Source organism: Alsobacter sp. (assembly GCF_059501845.1).
Genome location: NZ_JCACDK010000011.1, coordinates 579851 through 602985 on the forward strand (window position 1 = coordinate 579851; position 23135 = coordinate 602985).

At 68.2% G+C, this 23135-nt stretch carries 23 protein-coding genes; 12 read left to right on the forward strand and 11 right to left on the reverse strand.

The window, feature by feature from the left end:
• The first annotated feature begins 63 nt into the window (after window positions 1-63).
• A complete protein-coding gene (locus AC5JCN_RS10215; protein ID WP_495754916.1) occupies window positions 64-684 on the forward strand; it encodes a hypothetical protein in 621 nt (206 codons plus the stop codon).
• 14 nt (window positions 685-698) lie between these two features.
• Here AC5JCN_RS10215 and AC5JCN_RS10220 read toward each other — a convergent pair whose 3' ends face one another.
• On the reverse strand, window positions 699-1376 hold the full coding sequence (locus AC5JCN_RS10220; RefSeq protein WP_495754917.1) for a MarC family protein: 678 nt from the start codon (window positions 1374-1376) through the stop codon (window positions 699-701).
• Between the two features lie 193 nt (window positions 1377-1569).
• On the opposite strand from AC5JCN_RS10220, the gene AC5JCN_RS10225 reads away from it, so the two are divergent.
• Window positions 1570-2343 (forward strand): SDR family NAD(P)-dependent oxidoreductase, encoded by a 774-nt coding sequence (locus AC5JCN_RS10225; protein ID WP_495754918.1) that lies wholly within the window; start codon window positions 1570-1572, stop codon window positions 2341-2343.
• Between the two features lie 191 nt (window positions 2344-2534).
• On the forward strand, window positions 2535-3599 hold the full coding sequence (locus tag AC5JCN_RS10230; protein WP_495754919.1) for an ABC transporter ATP-binding protein: 1065 nt from the start codon (window positions 2535-2537) through the stop codon (window positions 3597-3599).
• A gap of 82 nt (window positions 3600-3681) precedes the next feature.
• On the opposite strand, the gene AC5JCN_RS10235 is transcribed toward AC5JCN_RS10230, so the two are convergent.
• The gene (locus AC5JCN_RS10235; protein WP_495754920.1) at window positions 3682-4977 is read right to left on the reverse strand and encodes an App1 family protein phosphatidate phosphatase; all 1296 of its coding nucleotides are present in this window, start codon (window positions 4975-4977) and stop codon (window positions 3682-3684) included.
• An 8-nt stretch (window positions 4978-4985) separates the two neighbouring features.
• Window positions 4986-5306 (reverse strand): PepSY domain-containing protein, encoded by a 321-nt coding sequence (locus tag AC5JCN_RS10240; protein WP_495754921.1) that lies wholly within the window; start codon window positions 5304-5306, stop codon window positions 4986-4988.
• Between the two features lie 148 nt (window positions 5307-5454).
• On the opposite strand from AC5JCN_RS10240, the gene AC5JCN_RS10245 reads away from it, so the two are divergent.
• Window positions 5455-5703: a hypothetical protein gene (locus tag AC5JCN_RS10245; protein ID WP_495754922.1), complete on the forward strand. Its 249-nt coding sequence runs from the start codon at window positions 5455-5457 to the stop codon at window positions 5701-5703.
• A gap of 3 nt (window positions 5704-5706) precedes the next feature.
• Here the strand turns inward: AC5JCN_RS10245 and AC5JCN_RS10250 are convergent, their stop codons facing one another.
• From AC5JCN_RS10250 to oiaX, 4 genes are all read right to left on the reverse strand, one after another.
• On the reverse strand, window positions 5707-6444 hold the full coding sequence (locus AC5JCN_RS10250) for a DUF1194 domain-containing protein (protein ID WP_495754923.1): 738 nt from the start codon (window positions 6442-6444) through the stop codon (window positions 5707-5709).
• 93 nt (window positions 6445-6537) lie between these two features.
• Window positions 6538-7872, reverse strand: a complete 1335-nt coding sequence (locus tag AC5JCN_RS10255) for a four-carbon acid sugar kinase family protein (RefSeq protein WP_495754924.1) — start codon at window positions 7870-7872, stop codon at window positions 6538-6540.
• Complete coding sequence (locus tag AC5JCN_RS10260; protein WP_495754925.1) at window positions 7872-8660, reverse strand: triose-phosphate isomerase family protein; 789 nt, start codon at window positions 8658-8660, stop codon at window positions 7872-7874. Before AC5JCN_RS10260 ends, AC5JCN_RS10255 begins: the two co-directional genes overlap by 1 nt.
• Complete coding sequence (gene oiaX, locus AC5JCN_RS10265) at window positions 8657-9916, reverse strand: 3-oxo-isoapionate-4-phosphate decarboxylase OiaX (protein ID WP_495754968.1); 1260 nt, start codon at window positions 9914-9916, stop codon at window positions 8657-8659. The genes AC5JCN_RS10260 and oiaX overlap by 4 nt, the downstream gene beginning before the upstream one ends.
• A gap of 130 nt (window positions 9917-10046) precedes the next feature.
• Between oiaX and AC5JCN_RS10270 the strand changes: the two genes are divergently transcribed.
• On the forward strand, window positions 10047-10757 hold the full coding sequence (locus tag AC5JCN_RS10270) for a transcriptional regulator NanR (RefSeq protein ID WP_495754926.1): 711 nt from the start codon (window positions 10047-10049) through the stop codon (window positions 10755-10757).
• Window positions 10758-10835: 78 nt separating this feature from the next.
• On the opposite strand, the gene AC5JCN_RS10275 is transcribed toward AC5JCN_RS10270, so the two are convergent.
• Both AC5JCN_RS10275 and AC5JCN_RS10280 read right to left on the reverse strand, forming a co-directional pair.
• Window positions 10836-11864, reverse strand: a complete 1029-nt coding sequence (locus AC5JCN_RS10275) for a Gfo/Idh/MocA family protein (protein ID WP_495754927.1) — start codon at window positions 11862-11864, stop codon at window positions 10836-10838.
• 37 nt (window positions 11865-11901) lie between these two features.
• The gene (locus AC5JCN_RS10280; protein WP_495754928.1) at window positions 11902-12729 is read right to left on the reverse strand and encodes a phosphogluconate dehydrogenase C-terminal domain-containing protein; all 828 of its coding nucleotides are present in this window, start codon (window positions 12727-12729) and stop codon (window positions 11902-11904) included.
• A gap of 286 nt (window positions 12730-13015) precedes the next feature.
• Here AC5JCN_RS10280 and ltnD point away from each other — a divergent pair, with 286 nt between their 5' ends.
• The 6 genes from ltnD to AC5JCN_RS10310 all read left to right on the forward strand — a co-directional run bounded on the left by ltnD (window position 13016) and on the right by AC5JCN_RS10310 (window position 21074).
• Window positions 13016-13948 (forward strand): L-threonate dehydrogenase, encoded by a 933-nt coding sequence (gene ltnD, locus AC5JCN_RS10285; protein WP_495754929.1) that lies wholly within the window; start codon window positions 13016-13018, stop codon window positions 13946-13948.
• Window positions 13949-14214: 266 nt separating this feature from the next.
• A complete protein-coding gene (locus AC5JCN_RS10290; RefSeq protein ID WP_495754930.1) occupies window positions 14215-15594 on the forward strand; it encodes an aminotransferase class III-fold pyridoxal phosphate-dependent enzyme in 1380 nt (459 codons plus the stop codon).
• 65 nt (window positions 15595-15659) lie between these two features.
• The gene (locus AC5JCN_RS10295) at window positions 15660-17699 is read left to right on the forward strand and encodes a hydantoinase/oxoprolinase family protein (protein ID WP_495754931.1); all 2040 of its coding nucleotides are present in this window, start codon (window positions 15660-15662) and stop codon (window positions 17697-17699) included.
• Between the two features lie 4 nt (window positions 17700-17703).
• Window positions 17704-19647: a hydantoinase B/oxoprolinase family protein gene (locus AC5JCN_RS10300; protein WP_495754932.1), complete on the forward strand. Its 1944-nt coding sequence runs from the start codon at window positions 17704-17706 to the stop codon at window positions 19645-19647.
• A gap of 256 nt (window positions 19648-19903) precedes the next feature.
• A complete protein-coding gene (locus tag AC5JCN_RS10305) occupies window positions 19904-20653 on the forward strand; it encodes a Crp/Fnr family transcriptional regulator (RefSeq protein WP_495754933.1) in 750 nt (249 codons plus the stop codon).
• Window positions 20654-20777: 124 nt separating this feature from the next.
• Window positions 20778-21074, forward strand: coding sequence for a hypothetical protein (locus AC5JCN_RS10310; protein ID WP_495754934.1), 297 nt, complete (start codon window positions 20778-20780; stop codon window positions 21072-21074).
• Window positions 21075-21102: 28 nt separating this feature from the next.
• Here AC5JCN_RS10310 and AC5JCN_RS10315 read toward each other — a convergent pair whose 3' ends face one another.
• Together AC5JCN_RS10315 and AC5JCN_RS10320 are read right to left on the reverse strand one after the other, a co-directional pair.
• Window positions 21103-21372: an SEL1-like repeat protein gene (locus tag AC5JCN_RS10315; protein ID WP_495754935.1), complete on the reverse strand. Its 270-nt coding sequence runs from the start codon at window positions 21370-21372 to the stop codon at window positions 21103-21105.
• 280 nt (window positions 21373-21652) lie between these two features.
• On the reverse strand, window positions 21653-22357 hold the full coding sequence (locus tag AC5JCN_RS10320; protein ID WP_495754936.1) for a glutathione S-transferase N-terminal domain-containing protein: 705 nt from the start codon (window positions 22355-22357) through the stop codon (window positions 21653-21655).
• Between the two features lie 248 nt (window positions 22358-22605).
• Here AC5JCN_RS10320 and AC5JCN_RS10325 point away from each other — a divergent pair, with 248 nt between their 5' ends.
• Entirely contained in the window at window positions 22606-23130 is a 525-nt protein-coding gene (locus AC5JCN_RS10325; RefSeq protein ID WP_495754969.1) for a DedA family protein, read from the forward strand.
• Window positions 23131-23135 lie beyond the last annotated feature (5 nt).

Here is a 23135-nt window from a genome sequence, read left to right on the forward strand (position 1 = left end):
GCGTTAACCGGGACACAGCGGCGGAACGCCCGGGAGGGAAGAAACGCAGCGTAAGGGGACACAATGCTGGGGTTCAAGACATTGCTCAGGCTGGTCATCGCGGCTGCGGTGATCACCGGTGGTCTCTATGCGGTGATGGAGTTCGGGCGTCCGAAGGGTGGCGCCGGTCTGCAGGCCGACTTGCGACCTGGCGAGGCCATTGCGGCCACGCCGACGCCTCCGGCCGAACCCGCGCCGGTCTTCAAGCCCGCAATGGATGCCGTGCAGACAGCCGCGCCGGCGCCGCAGGCGGCAACAGCCGAGCAGCATGCGACGGCACCTGCTTCGTCGCCGCTGCCGGCCGCGAGCGTCGCGGCAACTGGAACCGCTCCCGAACAGCCCGCAGCCGCGGCCCCGGCTGCTGCCCCAGCCCAGGCGGCTGCGGCGCCTGAACCGGCCCTTCCGCCCGACGAGATGACGGCCGACGCGGAGCCCGATACACCGGCTGCTCTGCCGGCCACTGGCGCTCTCAGCGATCCCGCGGATCAGCCTACGGCTGCACCAGCGCCGGAGAAGCCGAAGAAGGTGAAGACGGCCAAGGGCGGGCTGATCTGCACGACCTTCAAGTCCTATAACGCCGAGAGCGGCACCTACCGCGGCCTCGACGGCAAGGTCCACGACTGCAAGCCCGCGCCTCTTCAGTGAGCTGGTGGGGCGACTCAGCCGTTGCGCACGAGCGCGGCGGCCAGAACGCCCTGCAGTCCGGTGATCAGGATCTGCGTGCCGATGCACAGCAGCAGGAAGGCCGAGAGGCGGGCGAACACGCGCGCTCTCGCTGGGCCCAGCCAGTCGGTCACCCGGTCGGCCGATGCGTAGCACAGGCCGACCGACACGGCGACGGCCGCCGCCGCAGCTGACATTCCGACGAAGTAAGCCGCGACCTCGACCGCTTCCGCCGGCCTGTTCGCGCTGAGCGCTATGGCGACCGAGATGGTGCCGGGACCTGTCGTGAACGGCATGGTGAGCGGGAAGAAGGCGACATCGCCGCCGTCGTCGTGACCCGCGTAGCTGGCCTGCTCCTGCTTGCGGTCCTCGTTGACCTGGGGCGCGGTGAGCATCGTCCAGGCACTGGCGGCGACCACCGCCCCGCCCGCCACGCGCAGGGCCTCGATGCTGACCCCGAAGAAGCTCATCAGTGTCGCGCCGATGAGGAGCGAGGCCAGCATGACGATGGTGGCGTAGAGCGCGATGCGCCAGGCCAGGGTCACGCGCTCCGAATGCTGCCGGCTTGCCGTGATCTGGCTGTAGATGAGCGCCCCGCCGAACGGATTGACGATGGAGATGAGCGCGGGGAAGGCGACGAGGAAGCTCGCGACGATGCCCGAGACGAACGCCATGCCACCTCCAGCGGGCCAACACGTTGAACAGGTATACGGCAAGCCGGCCACGCTCAAGGGTGCAACGCTGCACGCCCGGAATGCCCCATTCAGCCGAGCGTTTGGCGAATGTCAGACCCCTGTGGCATGTGCCATTGACCCTCCGCCTTCGCGGTGACACGGTGCGCCAAATCAGAAAAGACGGGAGGTACGCATGTTCCTGGAGAAGTTGCGGATGGATGGCCGCGTTGCGCTGGTCACCGGCGGCGGTCGCGGCATCGGGCTCGCCTGCGTGCAGGCGCTCGCCGAAGCAGGGGCGACCACCATCATCGCCGACTTCGACCGCGACGTCGCAGCCGCGGGCCAGGACGAGATGCGCAAGGCGGGCCACGCCGTTCACGTCGTCGAGCTCGACGTGACGGATCCGGCGGCCGTGAAGCGTGTCGCCGACGAGGTCGTCGCCAAGCACGGGCGCATCGACGCCGTCGTCAACAATGCCGGCATCGCGCGCAGCGGCAAGGGCGGCGAGGAGACACCGGACGAGCTCTGGCTGCACGTCAACGACGTCAACCTGAACGGCGTGTTCTGGTGCTGCCGCGAATTCGGCGGCCACATGCTGAAGGCCGGGCGAGGCTCGATCGTCAACATCGGCTCGATGTCCGGCTTCATCGTCAACCGGCCCCAGAAGCAGGCGTACTACAACGCGTCGAAGGCCGCCGTGCACCACCTCACCAAGTCGCTGGCGGCCGAGTGGGGCGCCCTCGGCGTGCGCGTCAACGCGGTGGCACCGACCTATATCGAGACGCCGCTGCTGCAGACCCTGGAGAACGCCGACGAGCTCGTCCCGGGATGGCTCAGGGACACGCCGATGGGCCGGCTCGGGCAGCCGCACGAGATCGCGTCCGTCGTGCACTTCCTCGCCTCCGATGCGTCGAGCCTGATGACCGGCTCGATCGTGCTCGCCGATGGCGGGTTCACCTGCTGGTGAGCCGCACGCGGAACGGGCGGACGGATCGAACGCAACTTTGCACACCGCCGCACTTGCCGAGCGCCCGGTTTCGGTGATGCTTGCGGCAGGAACGGGCACGCGACGGCCGGCGAGCGGCCGCGCGATGGCGGGACGGGCGAAACAGGGAGGCGCGGGGCAAGGCCTACCGCGCCGATAGGGAGCAGGTCGCGATGGCGTCGGTTGAAATTCGCAACGTCAAGAAGTCCTTCGGGTCCGTCCAGGTCATCGGCGGCGTGTCCGTGGACGTCAGCGACGGCGAGTTCGTGATTCTCGTGGGGCCGTCCGGCTGCGGGAAGTCGACGCTGCTGCGCATGGTGGCGGGGCTGGAGCAGATCTCGGACGGCGAGATTCGCATCGGCGGCCGGGTCGTGAACGACCTGCCGCCCAAGGCCCGCGACATCGCCATGGTGTTCCAGAACTACGCCCTCTACCCGCACATGACGGTCGCCGAGAACATGGCGTTCTCCCTCAAGCTCAAGGGCGCGAGCAAGGACGAGATCCAGACCAAGGTGAACCGCGCCGCCGAGATCCTGGCGCTCAAGCCCCTCCTGGAGCGCCTGCCGCGACAGCTCTCCGGCGGCCAGCGCCAGCGTGTCGCCATGGGCCGCGCCATCGTGCGCGATCCCCAGGTCTTCCTCTTCGACGAGCCGCTCTCCAACCTCGACGCCAAGCTGCGCGTGCAGATGCGCACCGAGATCAAGGAACTGCACCAGCGCCTGAAGACCACGACCGTCTACGTCACGCACGACCAGATCGAGGCCATGACCATGGCCGACAAGATCGTCGTCATGCATGACGGCCACGTCGAGCAGGCCGGCCCGCCGCTGGAGCTCTACGACCGCCCGGCGAACCTCTTCGTCGCCAGCTTCATCGGCTCGCCCGCGATGAACATGATCGAGGGCATTATCGGCGCCTCCGACGGCGGCCCCGCCTTCACCAGCAACGACGGGACCAAGCTGCCGCTCGCCCGTGTTCCCGACGGCTGGGCCGGCAAGGCGGCGGTCTACGGCATCCGCCCCGAGCATTTCTCGATTTCCGAGCACGGCATCCCCGTGCAGGTTGCCGTGATCGAGCCGACCGGCTCGGAGACGCAGGTCATCGCCCGCCTGGCCGGGCAGGAGATCACCGGCGTCTTCCGCGAGCGCGTGCAGCTGAAGCCCGGCGACACCATCCACCTCGCCCCCGACCTCGCCAGCGTCCACCTCTTCGACAAGGCGACCGGCAAGCGGCTCTGAGCGGCCACGCAACTCTGGAGCGCGGGTCTCCAGACCCGCCCTTGGCCTTTCCTGGAAGCGCGTCCAAAGACGCGCGCTCCGCCTAAGGATCCTCGCGCTTCTCCGGCTCGACCAGCACGTTGCGGGGCGGCGTTCCCGGGCGACCCACCAGTGGCCCCAGGCCGCCCCGCTCGACGGCCTTGGCGGTGGCGCGGGCGGTGCCGCGCGCCAGCTTGCGGATGCGCGAGCGCCCTCTCCCGCCCTCGGCGAGCGAAGCCTCCCGCACCGTCTCCGCCGCGGCGGCAGGCATGAGCCCCAACCCCTGGGCGTGAGACGCGATCGCGGCGCTGTCGGCGGCCAGCATAAAGGAGCTTCCAGCCTTCGCGACGACTGCGGCCAGGGCCTCGATCTCGGCCAGCCTCGCGCGGTCCCGAGATACGTTGCGGATGTAGACGGCGAGCACCCGGCCGGGATTTTCCTCGACGACGCAGCGGTAGATCTCGGGATCGTGCTGCCCGCTGTCGCCGATGAGGACGAAGGGCAGGTCGCGATAGATTTCCAGCATGTGGGCGATCAGGTCGCGCTTGTGGCTCTCCGCCCGGCGCGGGAACGGCCATGTCCAGCTCACCCCCCATTCGCGCAGGAACAGGATGGGACCGACCGGGATGTCGTTCAGCCGGAAGAACTCCTCGAGCACGTCATAGGTGCCCCAGGGCGCACGGGAGACGTAAAGCAACGGGTTGCGGTCACGCCCGTCGTCGCCGCGGTGCAGGGCGCGGTAAAGCGCGGCCGCGCCGGGAAAGGCGGTGCGCTCATCGGCGTCGAGCACGAACAGGCGCCAGAGCATGGCAAGCGTGTTGGCGACGCCGGTTTTCACCACGGTGTCGTCGATGTCGCTGATGACGACGAAGCTCGCATCGGGAGGTGGCACGAACACCTCGCCCTCCGCCTTCACCACAGGCAAGTCAGGAGTGGCGGGGTCGTGCAGCACGACCTCCATCTCGTGCCAGCAGCGATCCGCCGGGAGGTCGTCGCGCGGCGCGAGGCGGATCCGGAAATAGCCGTCGCGGTCGGTCCGGGTCGCCACTTCCGCGCCGGCCATCCTCGCCGTCACTGGCGCTTCCCGAACGGGCCGGCGTACCAACCTTCGAGCGATATCGCGCAGCTCTCCCGCAAGGCCGCCCTCAGGTCCGTCGGCCGTGGACTGCCGGAAGGCGCGGCCGATCAGGAAAACCTCCTGCCGCGTGCCGTAGCCGCGATAGGGCTCGAGCACGATGCCGCCCTCCCCGCCCTGCGCACGGCGCACCGGCCGGGCGAGTAGGCGCAGCACGCGCGACAGGCGCCCGGGCCTGCGCGGCCCGGCCGGTTCATTGGATTGCTCGCGCAGTGCGCCTGCCACGGCGCGGGTCAGAAGCGCTCGACGTCGAGGACGTTGCCGGAGCGGGCGTCGACGGTCACCCGGATGTCGCGGCCGCGACGGTCGCTGCCGTCCACGATCCACCGCCAACCGCGGCGCGACACGTCGTCGACGTCACGCAGCCCCTCCTCGCGGGCGATTCGGACGGCCTCGCCCCGGCTCACGGCGTCGCTGCGGTCACGGTAGCGGCCATCCTCGTCACCCCGGTCGATCCGGACCCCACCGGGGCCGAATTCGATCCCCTGGGCCATGGCGGGAACGCCTGCGGCGAGCAGCGCCACGATGGCGCCGGCTATAAACTGGGACTTCATGCCGGTCTCCCCGGTTGCTGGACTGGAGGGACGGGAATGCATGGGCGGCGGACCAGTTCCACCATCCGGGATGACGCGAGTGCGTACTCATACCGATTGTATACACACCCGGTCCGATCAACTGTTCTGGACACGGCGGAGACATCCGATGAAGGCGAAGAATTCCAACGAGCAGCGCTGGCGACTGGCCAGCCGCAATGCGGCCCTCCAGATCGCGCTCGAAGCTGCTGCTGCAAGCCATACGGGCGATCTGCCGGTGCCTTGTCAGGACCTGCTGGACGAGCTCCTCGTCGTCGACCTCTTCAGCATCGACATGACCCATGAGATCGAGGCCGCCCTCCTCGACCTCGACCGGATCGCGGCCGAGCGCCGCACCGGGGCACGCGGGCGCCCCTGAGCGTCACCGCTCCGCGACGGACACCGGTGGCGGCACCGCCGCGACCTCGCTGAGCAGCTTGCGACGCGCCGCCATCGCGAATGGCTTTTCCGCGTCGGCGATCTCCACGAAAGCTCCCGGCCCACCGATCACCTGCTCGCGGTAGTAGTCCTCAAGGCTCTGCCCTCCGGGCCCGCCGGGCCGCCCGCCCGGGCGCCTGATGGCGAGCGCATTGATCGTGAAGCCTTTCGCAACCGCCTCTTCCCGCGCCTCCGCCATGGGCCGGCCGCCAATGTTGGGCCCGTCGCCCGACACGTCGATCACCTTGCGCGTCCCCTCTATGGCATTGCCGTCTGCAAGGCGGACGGAGAAGTCGACGGCGTTGGAGATCGAGTTCCACCCGACGGCGCCACGGGGCGCAGCGAGCAGCTTGTCGCCGAATGCGCGGGCGCTGGGCTCGTCGCGGACGATGTGCCAGTCGACGATGAGCACCTGGGACTGCGGACCTCCCCACTCCATGAACGCCACGGCGATCGCTCCCAGCGGCCCGGCGCGCACGGCGTCGAGCACCTCACGGCTGGCGAGCGCCTCAGCCCATCCGCGCCTCTGCAGACGCAGTTCGTCGTCGTCGATCGACCCCGAGCCGTCGGCGGCGAAGACGAGTTCGAGATCGACGCTCTCGGCAGCCGCCGGCCTGGAGACCAGCGCGAGCAGGGCGAGGAATGCCGCGGCTGCGGCAAGGCGGAAGGGGCTCGGTGGCATGCGGATGCTCCTGCGGCCAAGGGCGCGGCCATTCCGACCATGTGGGGCGGCAGAAGCGTTTGTCAGCGGGGCCGGCCGGAATCGCCGGCAGGCCTACCCCCGTCCCTCGCGGATCCGCGAAAAGTAGTCGTCGCCTCCAACCTGCCCGCCCTTCAGGGCGATCTGCAGCCCGTCGAAAGCGGGGTTGGAACTGGAACACCGGCAGAGCGGCGAGCCCGGTGTATCGGGCAGCGGCAGCAGCGTCGTCAGCGCGAACACGTCGAGCTGGCGCAGCGCGTGGCTTGACGTATCGCCTCCGGCGATCACGGCGCGGCGCAACCCCTGCTCCTCGACGAGCCGGCGCTGGATTCTGCCGAGCGCGCGGCCGATGGCGTGCCGCGCTCCGGGATCCCGGTCGATCTCGGCTCCCATATCCGTCGTGGGCCCCAGCGCGGTGTAGAGCACGATGCTGCGCCCGGCCGAGAGCGCGGCAAGGCCAGCGGCGATGCCCCTGCGGGCTTCCTCGCCCTCCGGCCCACCGGCGGCAAGGAGGCGCGGGTCGAGGGCCACGGCGTCAAAGCCGTCCCGGGCGGCATGGTGGATCTGTCGCTCGGTCGTGGGCGAGCAGCTGCCCGACACCACCGCGATGCGGTCCACCGGGCCGGGTGCCGGGAAAGAGGCGGTGCCGGACGCGATGCCCTCCTCGGCCCAGGCGTCGAGCAGCGCGTATTCGATGCCCGACGAACCGGCCACGAACGTGCCTTGCGGGAGCCGCGTGCGCCAGAGCTGCCGTCCGGCCTGCCGTTGCGAGCCGAGATCGGCGACGTCGAACAGCAGCACGCCCGGCTTGCCCGCCAGCGCGGCATCGACAGCGCCGTCGGGATCGCGCCCGCCGAGCGAGGGCAGGTCGACCAGGCCGATGGTTCGTGCCGTCTGCCGGGACAGGTGGATGCGCAAATCCGCCTCGTCCATCGGCGTAACGGGGTGGACGCTCATCACCGGGTGCCGGTCGATGCGGAACACCTCGCCCCGGAAGCCGGCGAAGAGTTGCCCGAACGCTGTCCATCGCTTCAGGGCCGGGGCGCCCACCACCAGCGGCACGCAGTCCTGCGCGAAGACCTGCGCACCGATGTCGATGGCGCGCCCGATGCTGCCGACCGTGGGGCTGGAATCGAAGGTCGAGCAGACCTTGTAGTGGCAGAACACCGCTCCCTGCGCCTTCAGCCAGGACAAGGCGCGCATGAGGTGCTCGTCCATCCAGGCCGGGCTCTCGCTTCGGCTCGTGCCCGCAAGCCCGATGGCGCGCACGCCCTCGAGGCGGGCCAATTCGTCCGGAGACGGCTCGCGCATGAAGAGCACGGTCGGCACTCCGCCCGAGGACAACGCCTCCATGACGTCGGTCGAGCCGGTGAGATCGTCGCCGTAATAGGACAGGAGCAGGTCGGCCATCACGCAGCCTTGCGGCGGGCAGCCTCGGCGACGATCCGGGCAATCTCGGCAAAGCCTGCGGCGGTCCAAGCGGCGCGGCCGACGAAGAGCCCGTCCACGTCGGGCAGCGCGACGAGACCAGGCCCGTTCTGCTGGTTCACCGACCCCCCATAGAGGATGCGTGTCCGGGCGGCGGCCTCTTCGCCCGCCATGCGCGACACGAGCGCACGAAGCCCGGCGTGGCGCTCGGCGACATAGTCGGGCGAAGCGGCATCGGCTGCACCGATGGCCCAGCGCGGCTCGTAGGCGAGCACGACGTCCACGACGCGGCCCGGTGGCTGGTTGGCCAGCGCGGTCTGCACCTGCCAGGCCAGCACATCGTCGGCCCTTCCCTCGTCGCGCTCGGCGCCGACCTCGCCGAGGCACAGGATGGGGGTGAGACCATGTGCCAGCGCGGTGTTGAGCTTCCTGCGCACAAGGTCGTAGGTCTCGCCGAAATGGTAGAGCCGCTCGGAATGGGCGAGCTCGACGTAGGTGCAGCCGGCTTCGACCAGCATCGGCGCGGAGATCTCGCCGGTCCAGGCGCCCTCCTCGTCCCAATGCATGTTCTGGCCCCCGTAGCGGACCGGAGATCCCGCGAAGGCCTCCCGTGCCGCGTGCAACGAGGTGAAGGGCGGCAGAACGAAGAGGTCGATCCCAGAAACGTCGGAGGACGCCAGGAGGGGGGCCAGCGCGGCGGCATAGGCCCCGGTCCCCGCCGCCGTCATGTTCATCTTCCAGCCGGTGCCGGCCATCAGGCGGCGTGTCATGCGCTGCTGCCCCCGGAGAATTTTTCGAGCGATTGGGCGAGTTCCGGATGCTCGCGAGCATAGGCGTCGAGCGCAATGCCCGCGACAGCCGCCTCCCACGCCTGCCGCACGGCGCGGACACCGGCGGCCGGCCCGCCGGGATGGCTGACGATGCCGCCTCCGCAAAGGTAGAGAAGGTCCAGCGTTTGCCCCGTGCGGGCATAGGTCTCCGGCGCCTGCCCGCCCCACTGGCCGGAGCAGACGACCGGCATGGCGCAGTCAGCGGGCGTGAAGATCGGCGTCGTCACGTCCGCAAAGGAGCGCACGAAACTCTCGTCCGGCTCCCAGTATTTCGCGCCGATGCCGTTGATCTGGAACTGGTCGACCCCCAGCAGGCGCCAGAACTGCTGGTAGACGGAGAAGTCCATGCCCAGCCCGGGATGGCGGGTCAGGATGTCCCAGCCATTGCGATGTGCGTGCAGCACGAGTTGCGAGCGCTTGCGCAGGAAGGCCATGCCGCCAAAGCCGATGGAGTTGATATTGACCACGGCGGCATTGCCGCCTGCCGCGACCACGGCGTCGTGGTTGCGCATCATCTCGTCCGGATCCGCGTGCGAGATGCCGAAAGCGATCATCGTCTTGCGCCCGGTGCGCTGCTCGCGGTCGAGAACGCGCGGCATGATCGCCTCGACCCGCCTGGACAGCGGCGAATAGGCCGGGCTCATCAGCTTCTCGTCATCCTTGACGAAGTCGACGTCGGCCTCGACGAGCTCACCCACGAGCGCCGCCGTCTCGTCAGGACGAAGACCAAGCGCCGGCTTGACGATGGTGCCGATGACGGGCCGGCCCTGTACGCCGGTCAGCCGGCGCGTGCCCTCCGTCCCGAACTGCGGCCCGGGATGCGCACCGGCGAAGGTCTGCGGCAGCTTCAGCCCGACGATACGGATGCCGGAGAGGCCGGCGATTGAATAGGCGCCGCCGATGCAGATCGTCATCAGGGCGGCGAGATCGGTGCCGACCGCCTCGATGGGGAAGCCGATCTCCGCGTCGGCGCGGTTGAACGGCGTTCCCGCCGGTGCTCCCGACTGCGGAAAGGAGGGCGACGCCAGCGGCTCCAGCGCGGTCACTGAGAGCACCCGCGCGGCAACCCGCGCCTTCAGCTCGGGAGTCTCGCCCGGGACGGGAACGAACGTTCCGGTCGACTGGTCGCTGGCGATCTTGTCCGCCAGTCTCCTCGGATCGCCCGCCGTCTCGATCCGGTACGTGATCCTGACCAGCTCGTCCGACATGGCACCCGCTTGCACCTGGCCACGGCGAAGGCCGCGGCGGCGTTGACGCCCAACTGGTATGATGAGTAAATCGTCCGACCTGCGATTGCAATCGAGCGCCGGCGGCGGGAGACGCGCCATGATCGAGGCATCGGAACGCATCGTCCGGCGCAAGCTGGCCGACGAGATCTTCGACCGTCTGAAAGCTCTCATCACCGGCGGCGAACTGCAGCCGGGTGACACGCTTCCTTCTGAGCGCGAGCTGATGCAGCGGTTCGGCGTCGGCCGCCTGCCGATCCGCGAGGCCATGCAGTCGCTCGCCAATCTTGGCCTCATCACCATCTCGCATGGCGAGCGCGCCCGCGTGCGGGAGCTGACCGCCCGGTCGCTGATGAAGCAGGTGGAGACGGCGGCGCAGATCATGCTGTCCACCTCGCCGGCGTCGCTGGAGCATCTCAAGGCGGCGCGGCGCTTCTTCGAAACGGAGATGGCGCGGGAAGCAGCGCGAAACGCGACGCAGGCCGACACGGAAGTGCTGCGCGAGATGCTCGAGCGCCAGCGCGCCAGCCTGGGAAACGCCGACGCCTTCATGAGCGCCGACATGCGCTTCCACACGAAGCTCGCCGCCATGTCCGGAAATCCGATCTTCGAGGCGGTGAGCGAGGCCATGCTCTCCTGGCTGCGCCAGTACCATACGGAGATGCTGATCTGGTCGGGCAAGGAGAACTTTACGCTGGCCGAGCACGAGCGCATCGTCACCCACGTCGCCGCCCACGAACCCGAGGCCGCAGCGCAGGCCATGGCAGCCCACCTGGATCGCTCCGCCGCGCTCTACGCGCACCAGGGCTAGCTCCGGACCGCTCGCCTGCAGACGCTCTTGCGACCGATGTGTCGGAACGGCGGGTCTGAAGACCCGCGCTCCGGGCCGTCACACCTCGTCGGTGTGGACAGGCATGCGGGCCTTGTCACCGAGATAGGCGGCTTCCACCAAAGCGAGCGTCTTGACGTTGTCGCGGCCGGAGGTATCGGGCTCGCGGCCCTCGCGCAGGCAGTCGATCCAGTGCTGCTGGATGGCCCGCACACTGTCCTGGATGACGTGCCAGGGCTTCCCGCCCCAGGCAGGTACCTGTGGCTCCACGTCGAGGTGGCGCGTGCCCTCCCCGTTCGTCACCGTGAGCTGGTAGCCGGCAGTGAGGCGGATGGTGCCCTCCGTGCCGTCGATCTCGACCAGGCTCTGGGGGAAGAGCTCCGTTTCCAGCTTCGTGGCGTAGCTGCAGTCCACGACGGTGGTGGCGCCGTTCTCGTGGTCGAGCAGCATGGTGGCGACATCCTCCCCCTTAATGCGGGGGTTCACACGGCGCAGCCGGCTCGTGACCGTGCGGACGTCGCCGAGGAGGTAGCGGGCGATGTCGAGCACATGGATGCCGAGGTCCTCGACGATGAAGCGCTCGCCCTCGGCGAGATAGGGCTGGCCGCTGAATACGTCGTAGGCGGAACGAAACGTCACCCGGCCCCAGAACGGCTCGCCGATCGCGCCGCCATCGAGCTCGCGCTTCACGGCGCGTATGGGCGACTGCCAGCGGAAGTTCTCGTGCACCATCAGGGGCATGCCGACAGATTCGCAGGACGCGACCATCGACCTTGCATCGCCCATCGAGGATGCGAATGGCTTCTGGCAGATGACCGGCACCCGATGCGCCGCCGCGAGCTCCACCAGATGCCGGTGGCTCTGCACCGTCGTGGCGATGTCGACGAAGTCGAGGCCTCCGGCCGCGAGGAGCTCGCGGGCATCCGTGTAGCGGGCCGTAATCCCGAACTGGTCCCCGACGAGGGCGAGGCGGGCGGGGTCCCGGTCGCAGATGGCGACGATCTCGGCACCCTCGATCTCCGCCCAGGCGTTCAGCTGGTTCACGGCGAAGAAGCCGCACCCGATCACCGCGCCGCGCAGCACGCTCATCCGATCCTCCCATGCGTCGTTTCAGTGCAAGCCCGGTTCAGGTGATCCGCCTGATGCTGTCGGCGATCTCCTGGGGCTCGAAGACTTTCTTCCAGTCGTCCTTCATCAGCACCGGCTTGCCGAACTCGATGGCCTTGTTGCAGGCGTCGGAGAACACGCCCTGGACCTCGCCGAAGATCACGGCGCCAAGCACGTTCATGTGGCCGAGCAGGAAGTCGCGCGCCGCCTCGCGCGGCACGCCGCGGGCGACGACCTCGTCCATGGCCTCGCGCATGACGACGAGGAGCGTGGCGCAGACGGTCTCGGACAGTCCGGGCTCCAGCAGCGCCATCTGCTCCACGGTGACGCGGTGCGAGCGCATGACCGGCGCCCAGATCACCTTGGCGATCTCCTCGCCGAGCGGATAGGCGCTCTCGGGCCCCTGCATGAGCGCGCTGACGATGTGCTGCTTGGCCGCCACGCCGCCGAAATGGTCCTTCTTGGCGACCGGGTCCGTCTCGTCGTTGAAGATTGGCGGATGACAGGGATGGGTGACGAAGTAGGTCAGGTCCTTGCGATCCGGCAGGTGGCCGGCAAAGGGGGCGGCAGCGTCCAAGATGACGAGCATCGTGCCGGGCTTCAGGTGCTTCTCGATCGAGGTGGCGACCTTGCCGATGACCGTGTCAGGCACCGCGAGAACCACGACGTCGGCGCCATCCAGCGCCTGCTCTACCGGCAGGCATTCGAAGCCGAGACCCTCTTTCAGGCGCTGGCGCCCGGCTTCGGCCGCCTCGACGTGGCGCACCTCGAAACGCGAGCCGCGCAGGTTGGTGGCGAGCCGATAGCCCATCTTGCCGCCGGCCCCGAAGAGCGCGATCGCAGTCATGGTGGAGTCCTTTCGTCAGAGTGCCCCGGCACTGATGTGCTTATGAACTCATTATACCAGTCGGGCAAGGGCGTGCCGCTTCCCGGACCGCGCGTCATGAGCGCGTTGGAACAAGAGCGGGTCTGAAGACCCGCGCTCCAGACGGTGGACCGCGCGTCTTCAGACGCGCTCCCCCGCGCCCAGGTGACACTCGCCGGGGCAGCCATGCGCGGCGCGCCACTTGCGCAGTCGCGGATTCGCTCCACCATTCCGGCAAGCAGGCGACACAACCACAGGGAGCAGGCGCATGAGCGGAGCGGGCGAGGCGACGAAGACACTGGAGGTCGCCGTCCTCGGCCTCGGCTCGATGGGCTCAGGCATGGCAGGGGCGCTGGCCCGCGCCGGCCACCGGGTGCGGGCCTACGACGTCCGCGCCGACAGCGTCGCCCGCTTCACGGCGGACTTTCCCACGGCGGTGCCCGCCGCGAGCCCGGAAGCGGCGGCCGAGGGGGCGGACGCGATCGTCGTCGTGGTCGTCAACGCCGACCAGGCGCGGCAATCGCTGCTGGGCGAACACGGCGCGCTCGGCAAGGCGAAACCCGGCGCGGTGGTGATCTGCAGCCCCACCATGAGCCCGGACAAGGCGAAGGAGCTCGCGGCGGCGGTAGAGGCAAAGGGCCTGCACTACCTCGACGCTCCCATCAGCGGCGGCGCGCAGCGCGCCGCCGAAGGCGCGCTCACCATCCTCGCCTCCGGATCCGATGCGGCCTTCGCCGCCGCCCGCCCGGCGCTCGACGCCATGGCGGCCCGCCTCTACGAGCTCGGGCCGGAGCCGGGCACCGGCGCGGCCTTCAAGATGGTCAACCAGCTCCTGGCCGGCGTGCACATCGCCGCCGCCTGCGAGGCGATAACCTTTGCCGCCCGCCTCGGGCTCGACATCGGCAAGGTCTACGAGGTGATCACCGCTTCGGCGGGCAATTCCTGGATGTTTGAGAACCGCATCCCACACGTGCTCGAAGGGGATTACTCCCCGCGCAGCGCCGTTGACATCTTCACCAAGGACCTCGGCATCATCGCCGACATGGCCCGGTCCAACACCTTCCCGGTCCCGGTCGCGTCCTCCGCCCTGCAGCTGTTCCTCATGACTGCAGCGGCCGGCATGGGCCGCGACGACGATGCGTCCGTCGCGAGGCTGTTCGCGAAGGTGGCCGGAATCGACCTGCCTGCGAAGGAGGGGTGATCACAAGGCGCAAGCGTGCTGTCTTCCCGGCCGAAGCGAAGCGGAGAGCCGGGATCCAGGCCCACAACGCTTCGGAGTTCCTGGATCCCGTGTCTGCGCCGCACCGCTTCGCGCTGCGGCGCGCACGGGATGACGGTGGCTTGGATCGCCTCACCCCTCTTGCCTAAACCAGATATGCGCCGCCGCGCCGCCGCTGCGCTTGCGGCTCCATTGACAGCCCTCCCCTCCCCTTTATCGTTTGAAAAACGATCGGGGAGGGTCGGCCGATGAACCTGCGCGTGTCAGGCAACTACCGCAACGAGGCCGTCCTGCTCGGCTTCAGCGACCTTCGGCGGCTCAAGTCGGAGCGGCCGCTCGTATTCGAGCGTGGCCAGGGGATCTTCGTCTTCGACGAAACCGGCCGCGACTATATCGAGGCGGTGTCCTGCTTCTACTGCGCCTCGCTCGGTTTCAGCGACGAGGACCTGATCGAGGCCGCGGTGCGCCAGCTGCGCACGCTGCCGGTCTATCCCAGCGCCATCCACCGCACCGTCCCGGCGATCATGGAGCTGACGGAGCGGCTTGCGGCGATCTCGCCTGTCAAGAACCCGCGCATCTACTTCGCCACCACGGGCTCCGAGGCGAACGACTACCTGATCAAGTTCATGTGGTACGGCAACGGCTTTGCCGGGGAGCCCGACCGCCGCAAGCTGATCTCGCGCAAGGCGAGCTACCACGGCTCCACCATCGCCACCGCCGCACTCGGTGGCAGCAGCGAGCTGCACAACAGCTTCGGCATCCCGATGGGCTTCTCCGTCCAGATCAGCCACCCCAGCTGGCCCAACGACGCGCATCCCGGGGAGAGCGAGGACGCCTTCTGCGACCGGCTCGTCGTCGAGCTCGAGGAAGCGATCGTGCAGGCGGGGCCTGAGACGATCGGGGCGATGATCGCCGAGCCGGTTTCCGTGTCGTCGGGCATGTTCCCGCCGCCGCGCGGGTACTTCCAGAAGGTGCAGGCAGTGCTGCGCCGCTACGGCATCCAGTTCTTCTGCGACGAGGTCGTCACCGGATTCGGCCGCTCGGGCGAGATGTGGGCGAGCGAGGCGATGGGCATCGAGCCCGACTGCCTCACCTGCGCCAAGGGCATCACCGGTGCCTACATGCCGATCGCCGGCATCGTCATGGGCGAGGAGATGAACCGCCGCCTCGACTTGGGCAATGAGGAGAAGGGCTGGTTCGCGCATGGCGGCACGCATCATGGCCATTCGGTCTCCGCGGCCGTCGCCGTCGAGGTGCTGAACGTCTTCGAGAGGCGCGACATCCTCGGCCACGTGAAGCGCATCATGCCGCACTGGAACCGGATGCTGGACGGTCTGCTCGACCACCCGCTGGTCGTGCGCAACCGCAAGTTCGGCCTGATGGGCGCGGTGGAGGTGGCCGAACCCGGCGCCGGACCGGCCGGCCCCGCGACGAGCCTCAAGGTGGGCGGCATCGTCAAGGCGGTCTACGAAGCCGGCCTCGAGCACGGCATTATCGTCCGCCCGCTCGCCGGCTGCTTCGTCATGGCGCCGCCGCTGATCATCACCGAGGCCGAGATCGACGAGCTCGGCCGGCGCCTGCGTGCGGCCCTCGACAGGGTCCTCGCCGACCTGCCCGCCTCGGCCTGACGGCGCTGGGCGGCACGGGCCGCCCTGCCCGCGCCTTCCCGTTCCTTCTTGTCCAGGGTCCCGCCATGAGCAGCATGCGCCACGTTCTCGGCGTCGACGTCGGTGGCACGTTCACCGACTTCGTCGCCTACGACCCCGCGACCCGCAAGGTCGACGTCTGGAAGGAACTGTCCACGCCGACGGACCCGGTGACGGGCATCCTGTCGGGCCTCGCCGGCCATCCCGCCCGCGACAAGCTCGCCAATCTGCGCATCGGCACCACGGTGGCCACCAATGCGGTCCTGGAGCGCAAGGGCGCCGTGGTCGCCTATGTCACGACCAAGGGCTTCCGGGACGTGCCCTTCATCCAGCGCGGCAACCGCAAGTACCACTACGACATGAGCTGGGTGAAGCCGAAGCCGCTGGTCAAGCGCCGGCATTGCTTCGAGCTGGACGAGCGCGTGGACAATTACGGCCACGTCATCAAGGCGCTCGACGAGGACGAGGTGCGCCGCATCGCGGCCGAGATCCGCGCGATCCCGGAGATCGAGGCCGTCGCGGTGTGCCTGCTCTTTTCCTACCTGAGCCCCGGCCACGAGTTCCGGGTGCGCGACATCCTGGCGGAGGAACTGCCGGAGAAGGCGCTGTCCATCTCCTACGACGTGCTGCCGAAGTGGAAGGAGTATGAGCGCGCCTCGACCACGATCGCCGACGCCTACCTGAAGCCGGTCGTCAGCAAGCAGCTGCGCGCCATGCGCGGACGCCTGGACGATGCGGGCCTGAAGGCGCCCGCCGTGATCATCCGCTCCAACGGGGGGGAGATGACGATCGAAGCGGCGGCGGATGCGCCGGTGCAGATGGTGCTGTCGGGCCCCACCGGAGGCGTCATCGCCAGCCGCTACGTGACCGAGCAGCTCGGCATCGACCACCTCGTCACCATCGACATGGGCGGCACGTCAACCGACGTCTCCACCGTGATCGGGCGCAAGGAGAGCTTCACCACCGCGTTCGAAATCGAATGGGGCGTGCCCATCCAGGTGCCGATGATCGACATTCGCACGATCGGAGCCGGCGGCGGCTCCATCGCCTGGATCGACAAGGGCGGCATGCTGCAGGTCGGCCCGCAGAGCGCCGGCGCACGTCCCGGCCCCGCCTGCTACGGCCGCGGCGGCACGCAGGCGACCGTCACGGACGCCAACCTGCTCCTCGGGCGCATCAATCCGCAGAACTTCCTGGGCGGGCGCATGACGCTCGACGTCGAGGCGGCCCGAAAGGCGGTGGGCGACGTCGCGACGCTGCTCGGCCAGTCGGTCGAGGACACCGCGCTCGCCATCTCGCGCATCGTCGACAACAACATGGTGGGGGCGCTGCGCTCGGTCCTGATCGAGCGCGGGCTCGATCCCCGCGACTTCACCCTGTGCGCTTTCGGCGGCGCGACGCCGCTGCACGCGAGCGCGCTGATGCGCGAGATGGGCATCCCGCGCGCCATCGTGCCGATCCATCCTGCCCAGTTCTCGGCGTATGGCTTCATCATGACCAACGCCCGGGTCGACAGGCAGCGCACGACGCAGCTGATCTCGACGCGCTTCGACGTCCACCGCGCCAATGCCGTGATGGACGAGCTGGTCGCCGAAAGCCTCGCCGAACTGAAGGCGCAGGGCTACGAGACCGGCATCGAGGTGCACCGGGCGCTGGAGATGCGCTACCTCGGCCAGAACTACGAGCTCGAGCTGCCTCTCACCATCGGCCGGTTCTCCGAGGACAGTCTCGAGGGGCTGTGGACGCTGTTCCACGACACGCACAAGGCCCGCTTCGGCTTCTCCACGCCGGGCGAGATCATCGAGATCGTCAACTACACCGTCACAGCAATTGCCGTGACGCCGAAGCCCGACCTGCCGGTGCTGGAGGCGTCCACGGAGACCCCCGAGCCGCACGAGAAGCGCACCGTCTGGTTCATCGGCGGAGCGCACAGCGTCCCGGTCTACCGGCGCGAGACGCTGAAGGCGGGGCAGAGCGTCAAAGGGCCGGCCCTCGTCGAGGAAGCCGCCTCCGTCACGGTGCTGGAGCCGGGTCACCGGCTCACCATGCACCACCACGGCCACATGATGATCGACACGACGGAGTGAGGCGATGCGCTTCTCGGACAACGGCTACTACGTCGAAAAATACGTCAAGTGCGACAATTGCGGGATGCTGGTCTACGGGCCGGGCATCAAGGCCGAGCCGGCCGGGCGAAAGCAGCTCTTCTGCACGCCGTGGTGCGTGGAATGGGCAGGCCTGAGGGCGGCGAATGGCGAGGATTATTTCCGCCTGTCGATCGTGCAGCCGAAGCTGCCCGTCGAGATCGCCAAGGGCCCGCGCCCCGCGCGCACCAGCCCGCCCGACATGGTGATGATGAAGATCCTCGACAGCACGATGGTTTCGATTTGCCGCGAGATGGGCATCCTCCTGATGAAGACGTCCTACTCGACGATCTTCAACGAGGGCCTCGACTTCACCTGCGCGCTCGCCGACACCAAGGGCGACATGATTGCCTGCGCGGAGTTCTGCCCGACCATGATCGGCGGCATGCCGCTGCTCATCAAGACCTGCGCCCAGGAGATCCCGTTCGAGACGCTGAAGGAGGGTGACGTCATCCTCCACAACGACCCCTACCGTGGCGGCCTGCACTGCCCCGAGCACACCTTCTTCAAGCCGTTCTTCGTTGACGGCGAGCTGATGGGCTTCGCCGTGTGCATCGGCCACATCGCCGAGATCGGCGGCATGGTGCCCGGCGCCTTCTGCGGCGAGGCGACGGAGATCTTCCACGAGGGGCTGCGGGTGCCGCCGGTGAAGATCCAGAAGCAGGGCGAGGACGTCGAGGAGGTCTGGAAGCTGCTGCTCGCCAATTGCCGCACGCCGCGCCAGAACTACGGCGATCTGCGCGCCATGATCGGCAGCGTGGATCTCGGCGTGAGCCGCATCACCGAGATCATCCACAAATACGGCAAGCAGGTGTTCCGCGACACGTGCGAGGACCTGATGGACTATGCCGAACGCCGCATGCGGGCCGAGATCTCGGTGTTCCCCGACGGCAAGTACGGCTTCCACGACATCGTCGAGAACGACGGCATCGAGAACAAGCCCTACACGGTCGCCATCGACATGTACGTCAACGGCGACGAGATCGTCGCCGACTACAACCGCTCGTCGAAGCAGGCCAGGGGGCCGATCAACGCCACCCTTGGCGTTGCCACGGGCGCCGTCTACAACGGCCTCCTGCACATCACCGACCCCGCCATTCCCAAGAACTCCGGGGCGTTCAGGCCGATCAGGGTGGTCTCCCCGCCCGGGCGCGTGACGAATGTCGACTATCCCGGCCCGCTCGTGGCCGGCAACACCGAGACGCATCCCCGCCTCGCCAACATCACGATCGGCGCCATGGGCGCCTGCGTGCCCGAGCGGGTCATGGCGTCGGAAAGCTGCACGGGGACGAACTTCGTCTTCGGCGGCAATCATCCCGACTATGACGAATACTTCGCCTGCTACGACATCATGTCGGGCGGCTGGGGCGGCCGCTACGGCCATGACGGCAATGACTGCGTGATCGCCATCAACGGCAATTGCCGCTTCAACCCGACCGAGGTGTTCGAAACGCGGTTCCCGTTCCGCGTCATCCGGTGCGAGATGCTGACCGACTCCGGCGGTGCGGGCCAGTGGCGCGGAGGCCTCGGCTACCGGCGCGAACTGCTGGCGACCGCCGTGCCGATCACCGGCAGCCAGTGCAGCGACCGGCACGAGGTGAAGCCCTGGGCCATCTTCGGCGGCGAGCCCGGTGGCAATGGCGGCACGGCCATCAAGAAGACAGGAACTGCCGAGTGGAGCACCGTCAGGGAGCTCTACGGCAAGGTCTCGACGAGCAAGTTCGCCAACATCACGCTGGAGCCGGGCGACAGCATCCTCCTCACGACACCCGGAGGCGGCGGCTATGGCGAACCCGGCAAGCGGGATCCCGAGGCCCTCGCGGAAGACATACGGGAGGGCTATGTGTCGCCTGAGGCAGCCGCCCGCTTCTATGGCACGGCGTCGAGTTGATGGATGCCGGCCGGCGTTCTTGAGCGCCATCACGCGAGAGCATGATCTTAGTACATAACCGTACTCAAGGCGGGATTGGCTCGCAATCTCACTTACTAAGCGCTTCACATGAGTCTTCTCGACCGGAGCGCCGCTCGGTTGCGGCGATTTGCCGGTGAACCCGAACGCAAGCGTGGCGTTGTGATGACGGATGCTGTGTACCTGCTCTCCTCGGGGAGCCGCAGGGCAGGTTGCACTCCTCTCCAGGGAGAAGGCCATGCACGCCGTTCGCAATCTTCAGCAGGACAGGATTTCCCCGGACCGGCCGGCACCCGTCAACGCGCTGCTGACCAGCCTGTCTCATGAAACACGGGACGCCTTGCTCGAGTCGTCCGACTACGTGGTCCTTGACGCTGACACGACGCTGATGACGGCCGGTCAGCAGATCCAGTTCGTCCACATGCTGGAGACCGGGACCGCCGCGCTGGTTGGCGGCGAGGGGCTGAGGGGCGTCGACCTCGTGCTCATCGGGCCCGAGAACGCCGTCGGCATCGGCCTCGTCCTCGGGCAGTCCGTTCCGGCGCACGGCGCCGTCATGCGGATCTCGGGGTCCGGCTACCGCATCGCGCGCCGGCGCTTTGAGGAGGCGCTGGCGGCGATGCCGGAGCTGCGGAGCACCTGCCTGCAGCATGCCGCCTCGCTGCTGGACCACTCGCTGCAGGCGGCGGGTTGCAATGCGCAACACCGCCTCGTGCCCCGTCTCGCGCGGTGGATCCTGGAGGTCTGTGACCGCGGCGGCGAGGACGAACTCAACATCACCCATGAAAGGCTCGCCAAGGCGCTCGGGGTGCGCAGGGCGGGCGTGACAATGGCGCTGCACGAGCTCGAGGGACGCCGGCTCATCCGCTCCACGCGCTGCCGCCTGACGGTTCGTGACCGCCCTGCCCTCACCCAATCCGCCTGCACCTGCTACCGCGTTGCCGGTACCCGGGCGGCCCCTGCTGCACTGAGTTTTGCCTGTTCGTGATCCGCGACACCTTGCATTAGACCGATCACGTTCACTTGCGGTCAATCTTTACGAACCGTTCAAGAATGGCGGCGATGCTGCCCCCCACGCCGCCCAGCGAGGGCGATGATGAAGGGGACGTCCCATGAAACGGATCGTATCGGCCGGCCTCGCGCTGGCCGTCCTGGGCGGGGCCTTTGCCCAGACGCCCGCGGTCGCCGCTGAAGGCCGCAATGCCGCGCTGTTCGGCGGCCTGGCCGCCGGCGCGCTGCTCGGCGGCGCGCTCGTTGGAGCCACGCGCCCGGCCTATGCCGAACCCGCGCCTCCCCCGGTCGTCGTCTACGAGGAGCCGCCACCGGTCGTGTGCCATCGCGAGCGCCGCCCGCTCTTCGACGAGTACGGTGAGGTCGCAGGCTACCGGAACGTCAAGGTCTGCCAGTAAAACCAGCCGGCGCGCTGGCTCTCCCGCGTCAGTGCTGGGAGAGCCAGAGGCGCGCCTCGCGCTGGGCGGCGGCGATCTCGTCGGACGTCATCTCGTGCGCCAGTTCAGAGCGTACCGGGATGGCATCGCGGCAGCCCCTCATCGCGGCGATGTTCAGCCACTTGTGAGCCGCGATCCGGTCCACGTCGACCGACCGGCCGGCCGCGTACATCATCCCGAGTTCGAAAAAGGCCCGGCCATCTGCATCGTGCGCGGCATGCAGCGCAGCGGTGTCGGTGGCAATCTCCATACGCGCCATAACTCTGTCCTCTCCTCGATCCATCCAGGATCGCCCTCGTTCTTGAGTCCGGCAGCTTGACTACGCAATGCCGCCTCGGATGAGACAGATTTGAGCCGCATTTCTGCTAAGGGTGCGTGAATCCGCGCCCTGAATCATTTGTGAACGTTTCAATCGAAAGCTGCATTTGAGTGGAAAATCCGGCCCAATTTGACGCATTATGGGCCGGATCTGTCCAGAATGGCCGGAATGCCTTCAGAAGGCGTTCACCATCGCTACAATCTGGCGGAAGTACCTTCCTTCAACGCGCTCTCTGGTTGAACAAAACGGATTGCGCGGATTTGTCGGCGCTGAGGTCAAGCTTGTCATCCTTGACATCGACGGCCAGGCCACGCTGGACGGCGGGGCGCGCCAGCACCGTGTCCATCCACCGCTTCACGTGCGGGAAGTCGGCGATGTCCTGGCCCTGGCGTTCCCACCCGCGCGCCCATCCGATGATCGACATGTCGGCGATCGAGTACTCGCCCGCAACGAATTCGTTGTCCGCGAGCCGCCTGTTCAGCACGCCGTAGAGCCGGTTGGTCTCGTTGGTGTAGCGGTTGATCGCGTACTCGACCTTTTCCGGCGCATAGATGCGGAAGTGGTGGGTCTGGCCCAGCATCGGGCCGAAGCCCCCCATCTGCCAGAACAGCCACTCCTCCACCGCGACGCGCCGGCGCTCGTCGGACGGGTAGAACTGCCCGGTCTTGCGGCCGAGATACTGCAGGATCGCTCCCGACTCGAAGACCGAGATCGGCGCACCGCCGGGACCCGCGGGATCGACGATCGCCGGCATCCGGTTGTTGGGTGAGATCGCGAGGAACTCGGGCTTGAACTGGTCGCCCTTGCCGATGTTCACCGGAACGACGGTGTAGGGAAGCCCTGCTTCCTCCAGCATGATCGTGACCTTGTACCCGTTCGGGGTGGGCCAGAAATAAAGTTCGATCGGCGCGGGCGCGGCGCTCATGGGGGGCTCTCCTGTCGGATCTGCGCCGGGCGACTCGCGCCCGGCGGTGGCGTGTGGCAGGAACCTAGGGGCCGGCACCCGCCGTGGCCAGACTGCAACCGCTCACGGTCCGGCGATCCCGGTGCCTTGCATCCCCGGCACGGCGCAACATCTGAGGCACAGGCCTGGCTGTCTCATCCGGCGGTCAGGACGGAGCCTTTTCGACCCCGCCCTCGATCCGGATCAGCCAGGAGCCCGCCCGCGTGGAGATGCCAGAGTTCGCCCGGCCGGTGATCGCGTTCGTGCAGGAGCACGAGGAGTGGGCGATCCCCATCGTCTTCCTGCTCGCTTTCGGGGAATCGATCGCCTTCTTCTCCCTGCTCATCCCGGCGACCGTGCTTCTCTGGGGGATCGGGGCGCTGGTGGGCGTCAGCGGCATCTCGTTCTGGCCCATCTGGCTGGCCGCGGCCATCGGCGGCGGACTGGGCGACTGGCTCTCCTACTGGCTCGGCTACCACTTCCATGAGCCGATCTCGCGCATGTGGCCATTGTCCAGGAATCCGGGCCTGCTTCGGCGCGGTCACGCGTTCTTCGAGCGCTGGGGCATGGCCGGCGTGTTCTTCGGCCGTTTTGTCGGCCCGTTGCGGGCCGTGGTGCCCCTGGTCGCCGGGGCCTGCACCATGCCCTTTCTCGCCTTCCAGGTCGCTAATTGGACATCGGCTTTCCTGTGGTCCACCGTCATGCTGGGGGCAGGAGCATTCGGCCTGGAGTATCTGGGCTTCGGCATCAAGTGAGGGGA